Origin of the sequence: Brachybacterium sacelli (assembly GCF_017876545.1) — a bacterium.
Taxonomy (GTDB): domain Bacteria; phylum Actinomycetota; class Actinomycetes; order Actinomycetales; family Dermabacteraceae; genus Brachybacterium; species Brachybacterium sacelli.
Map to the genome: position 1 here is coordinate 1,684,821 of NZ_JAGIOD010000002.1, position 16,875 is coordinate 1,701,695.

Annotated in this window: 16 protein-coding genes; 6 read left to right on the top strand and 10 right to left on the bottom strand. The window is 66.9% G+C overall.

Features of this window, described 5'->3' with window-relative positions:
• The first annotated feature begins 55 nt into the window (after window positions 1-55).
• Window positions 56-1,291 (top strand): hypothetical protein, encoded by a 1,236-nt coding sequence (locus JOF43_RS22165; protein WP_209905285.1) that lies wholly within the window; start codon window positions 56-58, stop codon window positions 1,289-1,291.
• A gap of 79 nt (window positions 1,292-1,370) precedes the next feature.
• On the opposite strand, the gene merA is transcribed toward JOF43_RS22165, so the two are convergent.
• Entirely contained in the window at window positions 1,371-2,819 is a 1,449-nt protein-coding gene (gene merA / locus JOF43_RS22170) for a mercury(II) reductase (protein ID WP_245354660.1), read from the bottom strand.
• 71 nt (window positions 2,820-2,890) lie between these two features.
• Between merA and JOF43_RS22175 the strand changes: the two genes are divergently transcribed.
• Window positions 2,891-3,280, top strand: a complete 390-nt coding sequence (locus JOF43_RS22175; protein ID WP_209905287.1) for a heavy metal-responsive transcriptional regulator — start codon at window positions 2,891-2,893, stop codon at window positions 3,278-3,280.
• Between the two features lie 491 nt (window positions 3,281-3,771).
• Here the strand turns inward: JOF43_RS22175 and JOF43_RS22180 are convergent, their stop codons facing one another.
• Together JOF43_RS22180 and cmtR are read right to left on the bottom strand one after the other, a co-directional pair.
• Window positions 3,772-4,374 carry a cadmium resistance transporter gene (locus tag JOF43_RS22180; protein WP_209905288.1) on the bottom strand — a complete coding sequence of 201 codons (603 nt, stop codon included), beginning with the start codon at window positions 4,372-4,374 and terminating at the stop codon, window positions 3,772-3,774.
• Window positions 4,371-4,730 carry a Cd(II)/Pb(II)-sensing metalloregulatory transcriptional regulator CmtR gene (cmtR, locus tag JOF43_RS22185; RefSeq protein WP_209905289.1) on the bottom strand — a complete coding sequence of 120 codons (360 nt, stop codon included), beginning with the start codon at window positions 4,728-4,730 and terminating at the stop codon, window positions 4,371-4,373. Before cmtR ends, JOF43_RS22180 begins: the two co-directional genes overlap by 4 nt.
• Window positions 4,731-5,447: 717 nt before the next feature.
• On the opposite strand from cmtR, the gene JOF43_RS22190 reads away from it, so the two are divergent.
• From JOF43_RS22190 to JOF43_RS22205, 4 genes are all read left to right on the top strand, one after another.
• Entirely contained in the window at window positions 5,448-5,750 is a 303-nt protein-coding gene (locus JOF43_RS22190) for a hypothetical protein (protein ID WP_209905290.1), read from the top strand.
• 39 nt (window positions 5,751-5,789) lie between these two features.
• On the top strand, window positions 5,790-6,263 hold the full coding sequence (locus tag JOF43_RS22195; RefSeq protein ID WP_209905291.1) for a hypothetical protein: 474 nt from the start codon (window positions 5,790-5,792) through the stop codon (window positions 6,261-6,263).
• Entirely contained in the window at window positions 6,263-9,826 is a 3,564-nt protein-coding gene (locus JOF43_RS22200) for a TrbL/VirB6 family protein (protein WP_209905292.1), read from the top strand. Before JOF43_RS22195 ends, JOF43_RS22200 begins: the two co-directional genes overlap by 1 nt.
• Window positions 9,827-9,921: 95 nt before the next feature.
• Window positions 9,922-10,620 (top strand): hypothetical protein, encoded by a 699-nt coding sequence (locus JOF43_RS22205; protein ID WP_209905293.1) that lies wholly within the window; start codon window positions 9,922-9,924, stop codon window positions 10,618-10,620.
• A gap of 122 nt (window positions 10,621-10,742) precedes the next feature.
• On the opposite strand, the gene JOF43_RS22210 is transcribed toward JOF43_RS22205, so the two are convergent.
• The 7 genes from JOF43_RS22210 to JOF43_RS22240 form a co-directional block, all read right to left on the bottom strand.
• A complete protein-coding gene (locus JOF43_RS22210) occupies window positions 10,743-11,294 on the bottom strand; it encodes a GNAT family N-acetyltransferase (protein ID WP_209905294.1) in 552 nt (183 codons plus the stop codon).
• Window positions 11,295-11,341: 47 nt separating this feature from the next.
• Entirely contained in the window at window positions 11,342-11,914 is a 573-nt protein-coding gene (locus JOF43_RS22215; RefSeq protein ID WP_209905295.1) for a crossover junction endodeoxyribonuclease RuvC, read from the bottom strand.
• Window positions 11,911-12,873, bottom strand: a complete 963-nt coding sequence (locus JOF43_RS22220) for a hypothetical protein (RefSeq protein WP_209905296.1) — start codon at window positions 12,871-12,873, stop codon at window positions 11,911-11,913. The genes JOF43_RS22215 and JOF43_RS22220 overlap by 4 nt, the downstream gene beginning before the upstream one ends.
• A 73-nt stretch (window positions 12,874-12,946) precedes the next feature.
• A complete protein-coding gene (locus tag JOF43_RS22225) occupies window positions 12,947-13,456 on the bottom strand; it encodes a hypothetical protein (RefSeq protein WP_209905297.1) in 510 nt (169 codons plus the stop codon).
• 144 nt (window positions 13,457-13,600) lie between these two features.
• Window positions 13,601-13,852, bottom strand: coding sequence for a glutaredoxin-like protein NrdH (gene nrdH / locus JOF43_RS22230; protein WP_209905298.1), 252 nt, complete (start codon window positions 13,850-13,852; stop codon window positions 13,601-13,603).
• Between the two features lie 170 nt (window positions 13,853-14,022).
• A complete protein-coding gene (locus tag JOF43_RS22235) occupies window positions 14,023-15,288 on the bottom strand; it encodes an AAA domain-containing protein (RefSeq protein WP_209905299.1) in 1,266 nt (421 codons plus the stop codon).
• A gap of 135 nt (window positions 15,289-15,423) precedes the next feature.
• Window positions 15,424-16,740 carry a vWA domain-containing protein gene (locus JOF43_RS22240; RefSeq protein WP_209905300.1) on the bottom strand — a complete coding sequence of 439 codons (1,317 nt, stop codon included), beginning with the start codon at window positions 16,738-16,740 and terminating at the stop codon, window positions 15,424-15,426.
• Window positions 16,741-16,875: the final 135 nt, after the last annotated feature.

Sequence of the window (16,875 nt, forward strand, 5' to 3'; positions counted from 1 at the left end):
AGCGTGAATTCGCCGCCCACTACCCCTCGTGACGGCACACGAGTGGGAGGGCGCGATGAGCAGCACCACGAACAGAGCACACACCGACACGGGGCACCGGCCGAAGACCCTGCGGAAGGGTTTGGATCATCCAGGTGTCCTGCGAAAGAAGGACACGGGGGAGCGGGGCAACGGCGGCCAGTTCGGGACCCTCACCCGCGACGACGCCGACATCCAGGTCCCCGCGGACGATGGGCCGGAGATCCGCTACCTGACTGTCGGCTGGTACAACGAGAAGCTCGGCGACCACTTCGACGCCTCGGCACTGCTGACTCGTGCTGAAGTTGACGCCAATCGCGAGCTGCTCGACGAAGAGGCCGTGTTCGAGCGGATCCGGCAGGACGCCGAGAAGCTGTGCCGGCGCCGCGGCGCGATCGAGCACACCGACGACGTCATCGGCGACACCGCGTACGACGTCATCAAGCGGATCCGCGACAGTGAGGACCGCGATGCCGGGATTCGAGCTGTCGCCACCGCTGCCCTGGTGCGCCGCATCGTCCACGGCCACCTCGACCACCGACTCAGCTCCGGCGAAGTCGAACGCTCCGAAGTCCGCTCCGGACAGGCACGGCTGGCCCGGCGCATCGGCCAGATGCAGCAGGAGAAGGGCCGCGAACTCTCCGGTCGGGAGATCGACCATCTCGCCGCCGAAGTCCGCGCCGGATTCCGGGCCAACAACCGGCCCCCGGAGGGCTTCCACATCTTCCGCAAGTCGCGCCACGTCCCCATCGACGCGCAGGACAACCCCGGCAACCTGCTCTCCGTCCCCGCCGACGAATCCGTGCTCGATGAGTCCCGCCGCGATCCGTTTCCCGAAGCGATCGACCGCTCGAGGATGGACGCCGCCGAGATGCTCTACTTCGTCCAGCACCGCGACCAGTCCCCGGTCCCGATCCACTCCCGCAGCACCGGCTCCACGATCTACAACACGATCGCCCAGTCCATGCGCGTCCCACCCGCGCAGCCGGACTCCATCTCCCACCGCCAGGCCCTGTCCGCCGGCCGCACCGTCCGCGCCCACGATCGAGGCGTGCAAGGAGTGTGCGCCGACTACCTCAGCGGAATCCGGGACGAACGCACCGACGCCCTGTTCCTCCCCTTCGGCGACATCGACGAGGAGCGGCGTGAAGCGTTCGCGACCCGCTTCGAGGACAACGCCTACGCCGAAGAGATGTGGGGCTCAGCCCTGAAATGCGCCGACCCGCAGCTGAAGAACGTCGAATTCCCGACCCAACTGAACCAGCCGGCGTGAACACCCAAATGACTGTCGGCTTCAACGGTCCGTGGCGCGGAATCTTCAGCGCGCGGCGTGACGCATCGACAGGTCAGGCTCAGGCGGCGCAGCAGGAGAGTCTGGTGACGTCGGTGGTGAAGGACTGGGCGGTGAGCTTGAGGCCTTCAGCCATGGTCAGGTAGGGGCTCCAGAGGTTGGCGACCTGGTCGACGGTCATGCCGGCCTCAAGGATGTAGACACCGGCGGCGGCGAGGTCTCCGGCGTCCTGGGCGAGGGCGGTGATGCCGACGATAACGCCGGTGTCGGCGTCAGCGACGATCTTGATGAGCCCGCGGGTGCCCCTGTTCACGATCGCCCGCGGGACGTGCTCTAGGGGCAGGACGCGGCAGTCGCAGCGGATCCCGGCGGCGCGGGCCTGGTGGTCGGTCATCCCGACGGAGGCCAGGGCGGGACTGGTGACCACGACCCGGGGCAGGTGGCGGTAGTCGACCTCACGGCCGGCGCCGGTGAAGGCGTTATCGGCGACGAGGGTGCCGTGGGCGGCGGCGACGTACACGAACTGCGGGTGGGCGGTGACGTCTCCGGCCGCCCAGATGCGCGCGTTGGTGCTCCGCAGGTGGTCGTCGACGATCACCTCGCCGCGCTTACCGGCGCGCACGTCGACGGTGTCGAGACCGAGCGTGCCAGTGACCGGGCGGCGGCCGGTGGCGACGAGGACCTCGGCACCCCGGATCTCCTGTGAGCCGACGGCGGTGGTGGCGGTGACCGTAACCTCACCGCCGGCCGGGTCGCGGCGGACCGCGCTGGGCAACGCCCCGCGGATGATCTGGATGCCCTCATCGGCGAAGATTTCTTCCAGGGCGGTGGCGGCCTCAGGTTCCTCGTGCGAGGCCAGGCGTGAGCGGACCAGCATGGTGACCCGGGCACCGAGCCGGGCGAAGAGCTGGGCCTGCTCCATGGCGACGTAGCCACCGCCGATGACCAACAGCGATTCCGGGACGTAGTCCAGCTCCATCGCGGTCGTCGAGGTCAGGTAACCGGCCTCCTCGAGACCGGGGACCGGCGGCGCCCAGGGGGTGGAGCCGGTGGCGATGAGGAAGTGCGCGGCGCGGACCGTCTCCACCGTGCCGTCAGGGCCGGTGACGTGAAGTGCCGGCTCGGTCGGTGTGCCGACGAATGTGGCCTCCCCGGGGAGGAGGTCCCATCCGTACGCGGTAGCCAGGTCCAGGTACTTCTCGCGACGCAACGATCTGACGAGCTCATCCTTACCGGCGACCAGGACGGGCATGTCCACCGGTCCGACGTCGGGGAGCGCTAGGCCGGGGAACCGGGTGGCGTCGAGTGTGACGTGGCGGGCCTCGGCGGCCGCGAGTAGAGCCTTGGAGGGCACGCACCCGGTGTTCACGCAGGTACCGCCGACGGTGCCGCGCTCGATCATCACCACCCGCTTGCCCAGGTTGGAGGCGCGGATCGCGGCCGCGAACGCCGCCCCACCGGACCCGATCACCGCCAGGTCATACCACCTGCGCTTAGCCGCTGCACTCATGAGCTCCTCCTTCATCTCCCTCAGGATCGACCTTCCAGTGCACTGGAAGGTCAAGAGGGAGAATGAGTGGCATGCGGATCGGTGAGGTGGCCCAAGCGTCAGGCACGACAACCAAGACCCTGCGGTACTACGAGGAATTCGGACTGCTGCCGGCCGCGGACCGGACCCCGGCGGGTTACCGGGACTACGGCCCCGACGTGCTCGACCGGCTGGACTTCATTCGCCGGGGGCAAGCCGCCGGGCTGGCCCTGGCCCAGATCGGCCAGGTGCTGGGCATCCGTGACCGGGGGCAGGCCCCCTGCCAGCACGTCACCGACCTGCTCAACAGCCGCCTCGAGGTGATCGACCAGCAGATCACCCAACTCCAGCAACTGCGCACTACCGTCACCGCCCTGCGCGACGAGGCCGCATCTGCCGACCCGGCCACCTGCTCGCCCGGAGACGTCTGCCGCTACCTCTGACCCACTGACTCCCGATCCGGCTACGTGGCACCATCTCGGACATGACCGATGACAAGAGGTTGCGGTGCTCCTGCTGCGGACTGCTCCGGCCCCGCACGTCCCTTCACGCCCTCGGCAGTGAGCCCGCCTACATCTGCCGGCGCTGCGGACTCTGGGTCGCACTCCGGCTCCATAGCGACTACTGACAGCGCGTCACTTGCTCCGTGAACCGAACCAGGTCGGCTGCCGCTACCTTGCGGGCTCTCGATAGCCTGCTCCCTCGCGGCCTCGTCGAGCCGGTACCAAACAGGGGCACCCCAGCAAGCCAGTTACGTGCCGGTAGTTTACGGATGCCAATAGGGTGTGAATTCGTCTACCAAATGGCGGGGTTTTTCCACCGCTCCGTGGCGCCCTACCGCCGCGGTTCCGCGGACAACAACTGAGTGCAAGCGTCGCGATCCGTACGGCAACGGGCGCATCTGATCGAACCGTTGGCGCCCGTTGCTGCCCAATCAGAGACCGAAGGCTCCGCCGGTGACGAGGATGACGATGCCGAGGCCGATGAGAACGATGGGGAAGAGGATGTGCTCCCAGCGTTCGAGGACTTCGGCGATCGGTGGGCGGGTGGCGACGAACTTGGCCAGCACCACCAGGACCGCGACGAGTGCGAGGAAGACGATGCAGTATGCGACCACTGCGAGAGGCTCCACGCTCAGGAAGACCGGGGTGTAGACACCGATGTTGTCACCGCCGTTGGCGAGGGTGACGCCTGCGACTGTCCACACGCCGACCTTCTTGCCGGCAACCTTGGCCTCGTCATCATCGTCGTCATTGTCTCCGCGCCAGGCTTGCCACGCGGCCCAGAGACCGAGGCCCAGAGGGATGAGGCCGAAGTACGGGATGGCTGCCGATGGCAGGAACGCTCCGGCGCCGATGGTCACCAGAACAGCGGCACCGAGGATGCCGGCGAACCCGAGGTACTGCCCGGCGAGAATGCGGGCGGTGGTGCCGCGCTGGCCCGCGCCTCGGGCGAAGAAGAGGGAGAGCACGATGATGTCGTCGATGTTGGTCGCTACGAACAGGCCCACCGCCTGCAGGACCGAGGCGAGGATCACGCGCCCTCCCCAGCTGCGTCGCATCCGTAAACGGAGCAGGCAGGATCGATGCACGGGGCATCTTCGTCCACTGCCAGGGTGGCATCAACCAGCGCCGTCAGCGCCTGCGCCAGGTGCGAATCGGCGATCTCATACCGTGTCCGGCGACCCTCGGGCTCGGAGACGACGATCCCGCAATCGCGCAGGCATGCGAGATGGTTGGACACGTTGGGGCGCGTCAGATCCAGATCTCGGGCCAGTTCCGCCGGGTAAGCGGGCCCATCGAGCAGAGTCAGGATGATCCGGGACCGGGTCGGGTCGGCCAGTGCGCGACCCAGGCGGTTCATCACGTCGAGACGTGAAGCAATAGTCAGCATGCACTGAACTATACAGCGCGGCTTGAACAGTCGATGACCGGCGGCCTGGTGTTCTCGATCTCGTGACCCATTGCACGGCTATCGCAGCTGGAATCCTTCGGACAGTGAGGCGGCGACGTCGCCGGGGGTCAAGTATCGAGACGCTTCGGCAAAGCCCGTCCTCGGCGGCGCCCCATGATAAACGTGCTCGGGTGCGTCCCAAGAAGCTTCAGCTTTATGGGGCACGCGACTGGGCCCTTGTGGACTCGCCTCGAGCTGGGTCGATAGTGGGCCGGGATGTCTCGCGAAGCCGTCGCACCGTATTTCGTCTCAGATCTTCCGCGTGCTGGTGAGCCAGGCTGTCACTATCGGGTACACCCCAGCGCGACAGTCTGTGCCGAGGGGTGCCAGCCGTGTCAGTGAGGTCATGCTCGGCCCACTGCGACAGTTCTGCCCGAGGGTCTAAACACGGTGAAACCCTCCGGGCAGCGCGTGGCCCACGTATGTCGGCTTCAACGGTCCGGGGCGCGGAGTATTCGATGCTCCAGGGCCCGAGCTCTGGGCCGTGCGAGGCCTATCTGATCTATCCCTGGCACGTCCCATCGCCAGGGCCGCGCCCCGAGCGATCACCGCAATACTCGGCGACGAGTTGAGAAACCCCCGCCCACTACTCACGCCGAAAGGGCACCAGCCCGCAGCATCGACTTGTGAAGGAGGCAGCGGGAGACCGCGACTCGTATGGATGCAAGCTCCGTCGACCTCAGCGGCGCCTGGTCGCAGATCTGGGCCCGCATCGCCCCGGAACTGCAGGGCTTCGACCTGTTCCTCATCTTCCTCGCCGTGGCGGTCGCCGTCGTGGTGACCGTCAAGTACATCTACGACAGCCGACGCAAGGGCGGCGGTGACGTGCGCTCCGTGACCGTCGGACTGGTGATCGCCGCACTGCTCGCCGCACCCGGACTGATCATCCCGCTGCTGCTACTCATCGCGGATGGCCTCATCGCGATCTTCATCGCCATCATCGGCCTGATCGACATGTAGCCGAAAGGTCCAGGACAGCAGCAGAGGGAGGAGTCGCGGGTGAACGACGAGCAGACTGCCGACCGGGAGGTGTACCTGTACAACCTCACCGACATGACTGGCAAGAGCGCACAGGCCGAGCGCCGGTCCGTGCACTTCACTCTCGAGATGCGTCGCGGAACGCTGATCGCCAACGTCCTCGCCGTCCTCACCTCAGTCCTGGTCATGCTGATCGCATTCCCCGTCGTGCGCCTGCTCCCGCTGGTGCCATTCTGGGCGGTCGTGATCCCCGGGACGGCGGCCTACGTCGCGATCCTCGCCATCACGCTGCTCCGGCAGCGACGGGGACTGCGGCTCTCGCAGTGGCGAGCGTTCTACGACAAGAAGCGCGCCCAGACCGGCGTGTTCATCCAGTGCGGCGCCGTCGTGGACCCGCTGTCCTCGACCGCCGTGCTGATCACGCCCTCGAGCACCTCGAACGAGCACCGCCCCAACTGGGACCCTGACCTGATCCTCGACGAGGTGAACGCCTGATGAGCTCCACGAAGCAGTGGGTACGCATCCTGGCCCCGCTGGCACTGATGATCGGAGCATTTTCTCTCCTCCTCGGACCCGCGTACGGTGACGACCTCTCCGCGCCGGGAGAGACGATCACCTCTGCCCCGCAAACCGTCATCCTCCAGGCCGCCGGAGTACAGCCTGCCGTGCTGGACAGGGGCACCCCGGCGGACAATATGCCCGCCTGTGCGAGCGTTGGTGGTGGCGAGGACCCCATCAAGTGCCTGCCCATCGTGCGCTGGGCGAACGCCATGCAGCTCGGCGACAGCGTCGAGTTCAACGTGACCCAGCCGCTGCGCAGCGTCGAAGTCAACATGATCGAGAAGACCAGCTTCACGGGAATCCTGGCCGTGGGAAACTTCGCCTGGCTCGCCGCGGCACTGCTGGTAAACGCCGTCACCAACTTCCAGGTCAACGCTCTCCTGGCCAAGCCGCTGAACGACTTCGCGGCCACGTTCGGCAGCTCGATCATCGAGTCCGGAGCGATCTTCCTGATCCTCACCGTCGGCCTTCTCAGCTTGATCCTCGGAGCATTCAGGGGCCAGTTCGGGCTGCGGCGCCTCGCGATGATGATCCTCAGCCTCGGCATCTTCACCGCCATGGTGATGGGGTCGATGAATGATCGAGGCCAAGGGACCACCTACGAGCCCGGCACGTTCTCGCCCGCCTGGATGGTCCAGGAGCTCTCCGCTGCCTTCTCTGCGGCGTCCGACGCCATCGCTGCGCCGATCTCGAACCGATCCTCGCAGGCGTCCACCGTGTTCTCCACGGAGGCGAAGGCTGACCCCACGTCGTGCAAGTCCTATATCGACACGCTGCATGCCCAGTACACCGGCTACTACGAGGACACCGGCCAGACCGCCCCCGCCGCGCTGGACGTGATGTCCCGCTGGTGGGAAGAGACCGCCTACCGGGCCTACGCAGCCATCCAATACGGGGACCAGTCCAGCCTCGGCGCCGACTACGCCGCCTGCCAGCAACTCGAGACCAACGCCAACATCGACCCTCACGACCGCGCGGCGATCCTCGAGGAGGCCTACTCCAGCGGAGAGGATGACTACTCCGCTGCGGTTCCGCCGGCCGGATCGCCCATGCTCGATGGTGGATTCACCAACGACGACCGCGCAGCCCGCCAGAACCAAGCCTGGGGCCTGTGCCAGGTCGACGCGTCGGGCAACTACACGCTCCGCTCCGACCTGCCCGCCGAAGGTATCGAGGGCGGCAAGATCGGCGGACCCCTGACCCCCGAAGCCTGTACCCAGATCTTCACCGGTGACGGCGTGAACAACGAGACGGGGGTCGTGTTCGCCCTGCCCTTCGCCGACAAGGTCTCCCCGGACGTTACCGTCGACAAGGTCAAGAAGATCCAGTTCGCCGTCGTCGGCGACGCGAGCCTCCTGTCGGACCCCGAGAACGGACTCGCTGAGTACCCCGAGGCGTACTCCTACGTCTCCAACTCCGCTGGCACGATCCGTACCTCGACCACCATGCTCGCCATCACCTACATGATCAGCGCGCTCATCGGCGCCGCGGCCATGACGGTCCTCGCCACCGCCCTGTTCATCATGAAGCTGCTCTCCCACGTCATGGCGTTCTTCCTCATCATCGCGGCACTGGCCGGAGTCATCTCCCAAGGGTTCGGCTCCGCCGCCAGCTTCTTCAAAGGCTGGATCGGCTACACCGCCATCACCTCCGTCACGACGCTACTGTTCGCCCTCGTCCTACTGATCGCCACGGCTCTCATCCGCGCCGGCGACGCCGTCCTCGGCGGCTGGGCCACGGCCATGATGCTGTGGATCGGGATCTGCCCCGCCATGTCGATCCTGCTGTTGAACTGGATGTTCAAGCGACTGTTTCGGACCCACAGCCCGTTCACGCTACGAGGGATGCAGGCCATGGCCGGCAACCCCCTGGCCGTCGCAGGCGCCGTTGGCGGTGGGGGAGCACTCACCAAGAATCTGCTGGAGCAGGGCCGCAGGAAGCTCACCGGAGCCGCGATGGACACCGCGAAGGGCCGACTCCTCGGACGCAAGGACACTGCCAACTCCAAGTCCGCAGCCGCCAACGAAGAGCTCGTCGGCGACGCCACGAACACGCCCCAGGTCGACTCCGATGAGTCGAAGCAGAAGGAGATCACAAGCGGTGCCGAGGACGCACAGAGCACCGTCGCCGACGGCGCGGAGGACTCGGGAGATGACCAGGCTGTCGCGGGGGACAGCGAGAGTGCCGGAAGAGTCACCGACGGTTCGGACTCCTCGGCGACTGAGCACGATGGGGACCTCTCGTTCGAGACCGGAGCAGACAGCATCGGGATAGTTGCCGACACGATCGACGGGCCCGAAGCTGAATCGCGAGCTCGCATGCCCTTCAGTGCGCGACTGGAGGCGTTCGAGGCTGGCGGCCGCCACGATGACCGGCTCGACGATGCGACCGATCATGCTGCCGGCATGGCAATTGCTGCCGGATCCGAGACGAAGTCCCTTGGCCGTCACGGTCGGCTCGCGATGCACCGGATCCGCTCGGTCCCGGACAACGTACGCCGACAGATCAGCGGCAGTGCCGGACTACTCCAGCAGAAATGGTCTGAGGGCAAGGCCACCCGCAGCGCGATCTGGAACAACAAGGCTCTCACCGCGCAGTACCTCGCCACCCGCGGTGTCGGCGCAGCCACCAAGGTTGTCGGCACCGCAGGCACCAAGCTCGCCGCGGCCGCCACGAACCCCACCACCTACAAGGCCGCAGTGAAGGGTGCCGCCTTGTACGGGGGCCTGGCCATGGCCTCGGGCGGTCTGGCCGTTCCCGCAGCAGTGATGGGTGGACGAGCCCTGTTGAAGCACCGCCGGAACATCGCCCAGGGCACCGCGACGGCCGCCGGGACCGGAGCCGCAGCGTTGACCGGCTTGGCCAAGACCGCATACCGGGCCGGCATCCCGGAGATGTCGACCGATGACCGGCAGGAGGTGGTGGAGTCGATGGAGCTCGAGACCCGCATCCGCGCCGACCAGTCCGAGAACACCCGCGCCCCGATCACGGAACTCGCCCACGGCCTGCCGGTGGTCCAGGAGCGTCAGCTCGCCGCCGAGATGCGCGATGCCACGGCATCGTTCGATGCCTTCGAGGCGGAGAACGGCCGCTCCCCCGATGCAAGCGAGCGCGCCGCGATGGTCGACGGGCTGCCGTTCTTCGCGTCGATGAACCAGGACGCCCAGCTGAGAACCCTGTTCGAGCAGAAGGTCGCCGCCGAGTCCGCGCAGGCGCAGGAGATCTTCAACGCACACGCCGAGGAGCACGGCACGCAACTGGAGCCCGACCAGATGGAGGCACTGACCAAGCAGCTGCCGTTCTACGCCCAGTCCATCCGTGGACTCGACCCACGCCAGGGCACTCTCGAACTCACCGGCACGGGCAACGACTCCGCGCCCCGTCTCGACACGGTGGACGAGCTCCGGTCGTATGACCCGCTGGCAACATCCGCGCCCGTCGCTGTGCCGGTTGGACAGGGGGCGTTCGACCTCGAAGGGAGCCGTGAGCAGCGATGACGACGCAGCCACGCACCCCGTCCGGAAGTCCTGAAGGCGGGCAGTTCGAGCGCACCCCTCGTCCCGAGGCGCTCGTGGGTGCCACACTCGTGCCCATGAGCGAGAACGGAACGAACGGGTCGATCTACTTCCCCGAGCGCCTCCACAGCGCCGACGAGCACCTCGCCTGGTGGTCCACCGTGCCCGTTCCCGATGAAGTCCTCCAGTCCGTCATGGACGACTACAGCAACAGCCGGGTCGTCACCGTCAACTCGATCGTGGGCAAGTACCAGCGGATGCAGAAGCAGCCCGAATGGAGCGACGCGGAGTACGCCGCGCGGGTCAAAGACGATTCTCTGGACTTCGATCGCCGCGTCCAACAACTGAAAGAGCGGATCCCCGAGAAGCTTGATCGATTTGCAGTCCGCGATGCCGTGCGCACCCACCTTGCCTGGAGCTACCGCTACACCCTCCCCGCCGATGAGCAGGCCAAGGTCGAACAGGCACAGGTCACCGTCGGCGACTTCCGCGGCACACCGGCCGAGGTCTCCACGCATTACGCAATGCCCGGCTTCGCCGCCCGCCATCCGGAAGCATTCACTCGCCTGCCCGACGACAACGCCGCCGTGCGCCAGCAGCTCGCCCAGCTCCGCGCACAGATCGACGCAGTCGACACGACCACCAAGAAGATGTACGTCAGCGACATGGTCGAGCAGGGGTACACCGCCGACCAGATCGAAGCCGACTTGCGCGGTGAACGTCCCGGGGCTCCAGTCGGCGGCAGGAAGGCGCTGAAGAGCTTCAAGAAGGGTTGACCTATACGCGCCTTAACCGTCCGCTTCCGGCATTGGCGAATTCATCGCACGACGTCGCCCACCGCATCGGAGTGGCTGTGCCGGGCTGGCGGCTATAAGTCCTGCTGGCCACGCTCTCGGTGTCAACGCTCGAGCCGCTTGTAGAACCAGAACGCGGCGTCTGTGGCATGCGGTGGCACCCACTCGACTCCTTTGAACGGTGGGAGACGAGCTCCGTCAGGAAGCACTGTGAATCCCAGTTTCTCGTAGAAGTTGCGCAGACGATCAACGTCCAGATCGCTCGTAACGCACCCGAACCAGTACTTCGTGCCGCGCACCTTGAGAATGGATTCTGACTCGGAGATGAGGGCACTGCCGATCCCCGTTGATCTTGCAGAAGGATCCACGGCGATGAGGTCTAGCTCAGCATGCAGAGGCGTCAGGCGACGAACCTTGTCCATGTGCTCGTCTATCCCCTCCGGTGCCATGAACGCTGCGGACGCGATCTGCGTGTAGCAGGAAAGTAGACCGGCGATCAGCTTTCCTTCCTCGCGGACCGTAAGCGCAATCGTTTCGTAATGTCTGTCCCACTCAGGTTTTGGAACTGCATCAGGGGCAATATCGTGAAGATGTTCCGCGAGGAAGTCGCGAAGCTCCATGCGCTCTTCTGCCGAGCTGGCGTGGGTGATGTTCATGGTCTGAGTATCACCCATTCCGCTGTCTCGCGTGGCGCGAACGGGCCTCAATAGTTGGTAGCCGAGGCGAGGTCCATTTCGGTGGGGAGCCGTACCTTCTCCAGAGCTCTCATTTTTGCCTGCGCGGGCTCACGTAGCTCGATGGGCTGGCCGGCGAGACGGGAGACCATCGCGGCGATGACGACGGCGTCGGCGACGTCGTTGCCGGTGATCTCGGCTTGCTTGTAGGTGGCGGCGGCGGTGACGAGCACGAGGTCCTTGCCGGCGTTGCCCTTGCCGGTCGCGTACATCATCCGTGACGGCGGGGTGACCTCGGTGACCGGGACGCCGCGAGCTTCGAGCTTCCCGACGATCCACCACCATAGCCCGGAGCGGTCGTGCACCTTGCCGGCGTTCCGCATCCCGTAGGCGGGTGATTCGATCCCGACTACGTCGGCGTCATCGATGAGCTCCAGGATCCCCGCCGTGATCTTCTCCATGCGCTCGAAGCGGGTGCGGACCGTCTCCGTCCCCGGAGCGGGCGGCTTCGACGTCACGGTCGCAGTCTCCACTCGTTCGGGGGAGCGGACCACTGCCACCCCTGTGCTGGTGAGGGAGGGGTCGATCCCGGCGACGATCATGCCGCGTCCCGCTGCTCGTGGAGGTGTTGGCTGTGGGTGCGGAGACGCCGGAGCCCGCGCTGCAGGTCCGACTCCAGGTCGACGGCTTCAACACGGACGCCTGTGTGCCGGCAGCCAGTCTGGATCCGGGTGTGGAGTTCCTCGCCGACGGGGCTGAGAGTCTCGTTGCCGTCGTACCGGTTCCGCATCATCGTGTCCGGAACGTTTCGCACGTCTACGCTCAGTGACGGCCTGCCGCGGTCGATGGTGATGACGGGGATGTAGCTCGGGCCGGTCGGCAGCGCCTGGTCCTGGCACTGCTCGGCGAAGGTCTGCAGCAGCTGGTCCTGAAAGCCCCGTGCCTCATCGAGCGTCGCCGGCCTATCTCCGACTCCGGCGCGGGGGTTCTGGGGCTGAGGGTGCTGCTGCATCCACACGGATAGGGCGTGCTGCTGGGCTGCCGATTCGCACAGCGCCTCGGCCTCGTACAGGTCATCTTCGCCCATGCGCTCGGCGATCGCACGGGCGATCCGGTCGGCGTTCGCAGAGTCGTGCGCTGCCAGGGCCGGGCTCAACTCTGCAAGACGTGCCTCGGCTTCGGTGGGGGAGAGCTCGTGGGTCTCGTAGGCGAACTCCGCCAGGCGGCGATGGACGACGTACGGGTGGTCCGGGTCGCCGTTGATCAGGACCGTCGAACCGTCATCGAGCGTGACGTGCGTGAGCGTGCCGTCGTCATCATGGTGCTCGATGGTGCCATCGAGCAGGACCCGGTCAGCGATCGTCCCATTCTCGTGGAACGTCGAGTCCGCATCGGACGTCGGGTACTCCCAGGAGATCCCTGCGTCTTCGTGATCCCAGCCCGCCGTCGGATCCAGCGGGTCCAAGTCGACGTCGATGTCGGCCTCGGCGCGGGTGGTGGTGGCGAACTCTCCCGGATTGCCCTGCTCGCCGGTGTCTCGCTTGCGGGTGTGCTCCGGCATGGTCCGCTCCTCGTTCTTGTGATCGGGTCTCATCGCGGGCAGTGGGCGAGCACGCATCCTCGCGGGACGGGGTTCAGCTCCACTCGTGTAGACGCAGGTCGTTGCGGAAGTCGCCGAGGCTGGCGCTGACCGTGGAGGAGAGCTCATCGTCGGTGACGCCCTCGTAGCCGGTGTGGGTGAGTTCGAGCGTGCTCGAGGCCGAGTTCCACCTGGCCTCGCCCGGGAATCCCAGGTCGTCACCGAATACCTCGGGGTCGTCGCTGCACGCCTCGAGGTAGGTATCGACCTGCTCGTCGGAGACATCTTCGTCGCGGACGTCCCAGGGCGCGGATCCTTGGCGGTACCCGGAGGTTGGCAGTTGGTCCCGGTTGATCTGGATCGAGACGACGGTGCGCCCATTGGCATCGAACCGGGATTCGACGTGCTCGGCAAGGTAGCGAAGGGCGGGAGACACGACCAAGTCCCGCCCAGGTGCCGGGGACTCGGGGACCTGGACGGCGACGTCGTGCCGGGTAGCGGTTGCGAATTGGCCACCGTTGCCTTGTTCGCCAGTGTCGTGCTTGCGAAGCTTCGTCGTGGTCATGCCCCGTGCCCTCCTCGCTAAAAGTCTCTCGTCCAGGAAGTGGGCGAAGGGTCGATGCGGCAGGACAGCAGCCCGGACGTGGAGGGGCCCCTCGCACCCGTAACTTGCGCGGGTCGAGGGGCCGGCGGACTGTAATGCGCGCTGTCAGGCAGCGGTAACCGTGCGGGCCCTGGTACTGGTGAGGGCCTTCAACTTCGCGGGGCGGAACCCCGACCAGTGATCCCCGTCGGCGACGACGACCGGCGCTTGGACGTAGCCCAGAGACTGGACGGTCACCAGCGCGTCGGCGTCCTCGGTGAGGTCGATGACGTCGTAGGCGATGCCCGCCTTGTTCAGCGCGCGCTTGGTCGCATCGCACTGCACACAGTGGGGTTTGGAGTACACGGTGATGGCCATCGGGGGAGTCCTCACTTCCGGGTGGGGCTGCACGCCGGTCGCTCCGGCGCCGTAGATATGCACCAGGTGAAGTGGGCGGAGGATTCACGAGCTAGTTGCCCGAAGACTCGGGCAGGCGGCTCGGATCCGGGCAGGTGCAAGCGGACTACTGGTCCAGAGAGTGGTCTGCGTCAGCCGATGAGGTTCTGCCGCACCTTGATCATGGTGGCGGAGGCCTCGCCTCCTTCATGGGCCTCGATCAGGCACTGCCAGTCCCCGCCATGGACCCAGGTCAAGTGGGTCATGTGGCGGGAGGCCATCACGCACAGCCTGCCGAGGGCGAGGTGATGGTCGGAGACGGTCGAGGCAGATGCGAGGGGGTCCAGGGCGATCACGGCGTGCCACTGCCCTCCCTGCAGGCGATCCGCAGTCCCGACGGTGATCCCGGGGTAGTTGCCCATGGCGGAGAGGAACCCGGCGATGCCGTTGACGGCCATGTTGTCCCCGGCCACGACGCACACATCGCTCGGGGTCAGCGGGCGGCTCCCGTCGGCGGTGATGACCTCCTGCCCGACGTAGGCAGCTGCCAGGTGGGCGACCTCCGCGTACAGGTCCACCGGATCTGGGCGGTCGATCCGGATGCTCTCGATCTCGTCGTGGCCGACGATGCGACGGTCCGGCCGGGAGGAGTCGAAGGGGAAGTCGTACAGCGGGGCGATCGCGTCGACAGTGCGCTGCCCGAGCCGGAAGGAGGTCGGTAGATGCGCGACCGTCGCGGACGGGTGATGGCGCAGCACGTCGGGGGCGCGGCCATGCGGCGGGTAGGGACTGTCGTCGAACACGGACGGGTCGGCGGTGATCACGGGGCCGATCTGGCCGGGGTCACCGACCATCAGCACCTGCTCGGAGCCCTTCGCCGCAGCCGTCAGCGATGCGAACGTGGACTGGTAGGCCTCGTCCACGATCAGCAAGTCGCAGGTGGTGGAGGTGCTCATGGCCGTCGATGCCATGGTGCGGACGACGATGTCCCCAGCCTGACCTTGGAACGCGCCGCTGCCGGGAGTGTGGATCGCCGAGCTCGAGGCCTTATCCACACCGTTCAGGGCCAGGACGACGGATGCCTGCTCGTGCACGTCGGCCAGCCGCTCAGCAACCGAAGTGGCCGCGGCGCGGGTCGGTGCGGCCACCGTGACGGTCAGGTCCGTGTTCGCGCCGAGCCACAGTGCAGCGTTGACCAGCAGGGTGGTCTTCCCGGAGCCCGGCGGGGAATCGATGATCGTCACCCGCCGCCCCGAGACCGTCTCGTACAGCGCCTGCGACAGCACCGACCCCGGCACCAGCGTCTGCCACGCCGGGACCTGCCGGGCAGAGGTGACTTCCTCGGGTGACGGCTCGACCCGGGGTGCCTTCGACGTGTCGATCCCCAGGGTGTTCAGGTCCGCCGCGCTCAGGGCCACGTCTCCTCCTCCATCCGGTGCTGCGTGCCCTCACCAAGTGGGCGAATCGGAGCGCTTGCAGGACGCCCGGGCAGGCATGCCGGCCACGGACACCGACGGCATCGCGGCTCCTGCGCCGCCTGCATCCCATCCTGCTCAGGCGGGAACCTCCGCCACCGACACTGACGGCATCCAGTCCGGCGTCGTGTCCGTGCCATCCGAGGTGATCAGGGCGATCGTCGGGAACGTCGTTGCCGTCTCCGGCCAGTTCGTGCCGCCGTCGGTCGCGACGATCACCAACTCGGGCTCCTTCTCGAACGCCTCCGGGATCGCGGCCAACCCCAGACGCATGTCCGTCCCGCCACCGCCGGAGGCCGAGCGCAGCACGTCCTTCTCGGACAGGGCGCGCGCCCGGTAGACCGCCGCGTCCACGTCCATGACGAACACGCGGTCGTCGTGCACGCTGCAACGCTGGGCGATCTCGCGGACCTCGCGACCGACCTCGCCGAGTTCCTGATCGCTCACCGACCCGGACGTGTCGCGGATGACCACGATGGTGGGATCAGGGCGGAACGTGCCCGGCAGGATGATCTTGCGGCCCTTGGACCCATCGGGCATCCGCACCCGAACGCTCTGGCGGCGCGAAGCACGTGAGAACGTCTTGAACGTCCCACGCGGCTTCCGGCGCACTGCACGACGCAGGTACCCGCCGATGACCGTCTGCCACGGGATCACGCTCGGCGCGGTCACTTCGACCGCCCAGCGGCCCAGCCGACCGGCAGCGGCTCCCTTGTCCTTGAGGATCGCCTCGGCGACGTTCTGCACGGCGGCGACGACCTCGAAGTCCTCCGCCGGGGGAGCCAGCAGATCCAGGTTCTCCCAAGTGCGCGTGAGGAATGCCAGCGAGGCACGGTCAGCCAGGTCGGTCCCGAGCGTCACGGCCCCGTCGAACAGGTCCCCGGCCAGGTCGTCGAGAGAGAACACGTGCTCCATGTCGGAGGCGTGGGCGCGGCGGGCGAGAGCGTCGTAGAACTCGATGACGCTCAGCCCCCGGTCCATGTCGATCTTCTCCGCCGTGTTCGAGACGGTCGAGGGGAAGGCGAGGCCTGCGTCCTCGAGGTCGTCGTTCACGGCGGCATCGGCGGCCATACGCCACAGGTCGGGGGAGAGGGTGCTATCCGCCTCGAGCTTCGCCACCGACAGCGCGTGATGGTCGAACATGACGTGGTACATGAGGTGGACCAGGACCTGTGCGCTCTCGTCGTCGCTGTAGGCGCGGTCCATCGCATCCACGTCGAGGAACACCCGCAGGCGGGGATCGACGGCGCCGAGGGTCTCGAGGCCCGGCACGTTCACATACCGGGAGGCGTACAGCAGCGCAGCGATGTAGGGGGCGCGCTTCTCGGCGATCGCACGCCACACCGACAGACGGTCCTCCTGGTCGGCGGTGAGCTTCCGAGCGTGATCGGACATGGCGTCCTCCTCCTGGTGGGGTACCTGGGAAGTGGGCGAACAACAGGCCCGAGAGGACAGGGGGCCCCGGGGCGCGCTGTACTACCGGCGGCACTACAGCACTGCCGACGCGTCGTGATCCTGGCTGACTGTCAC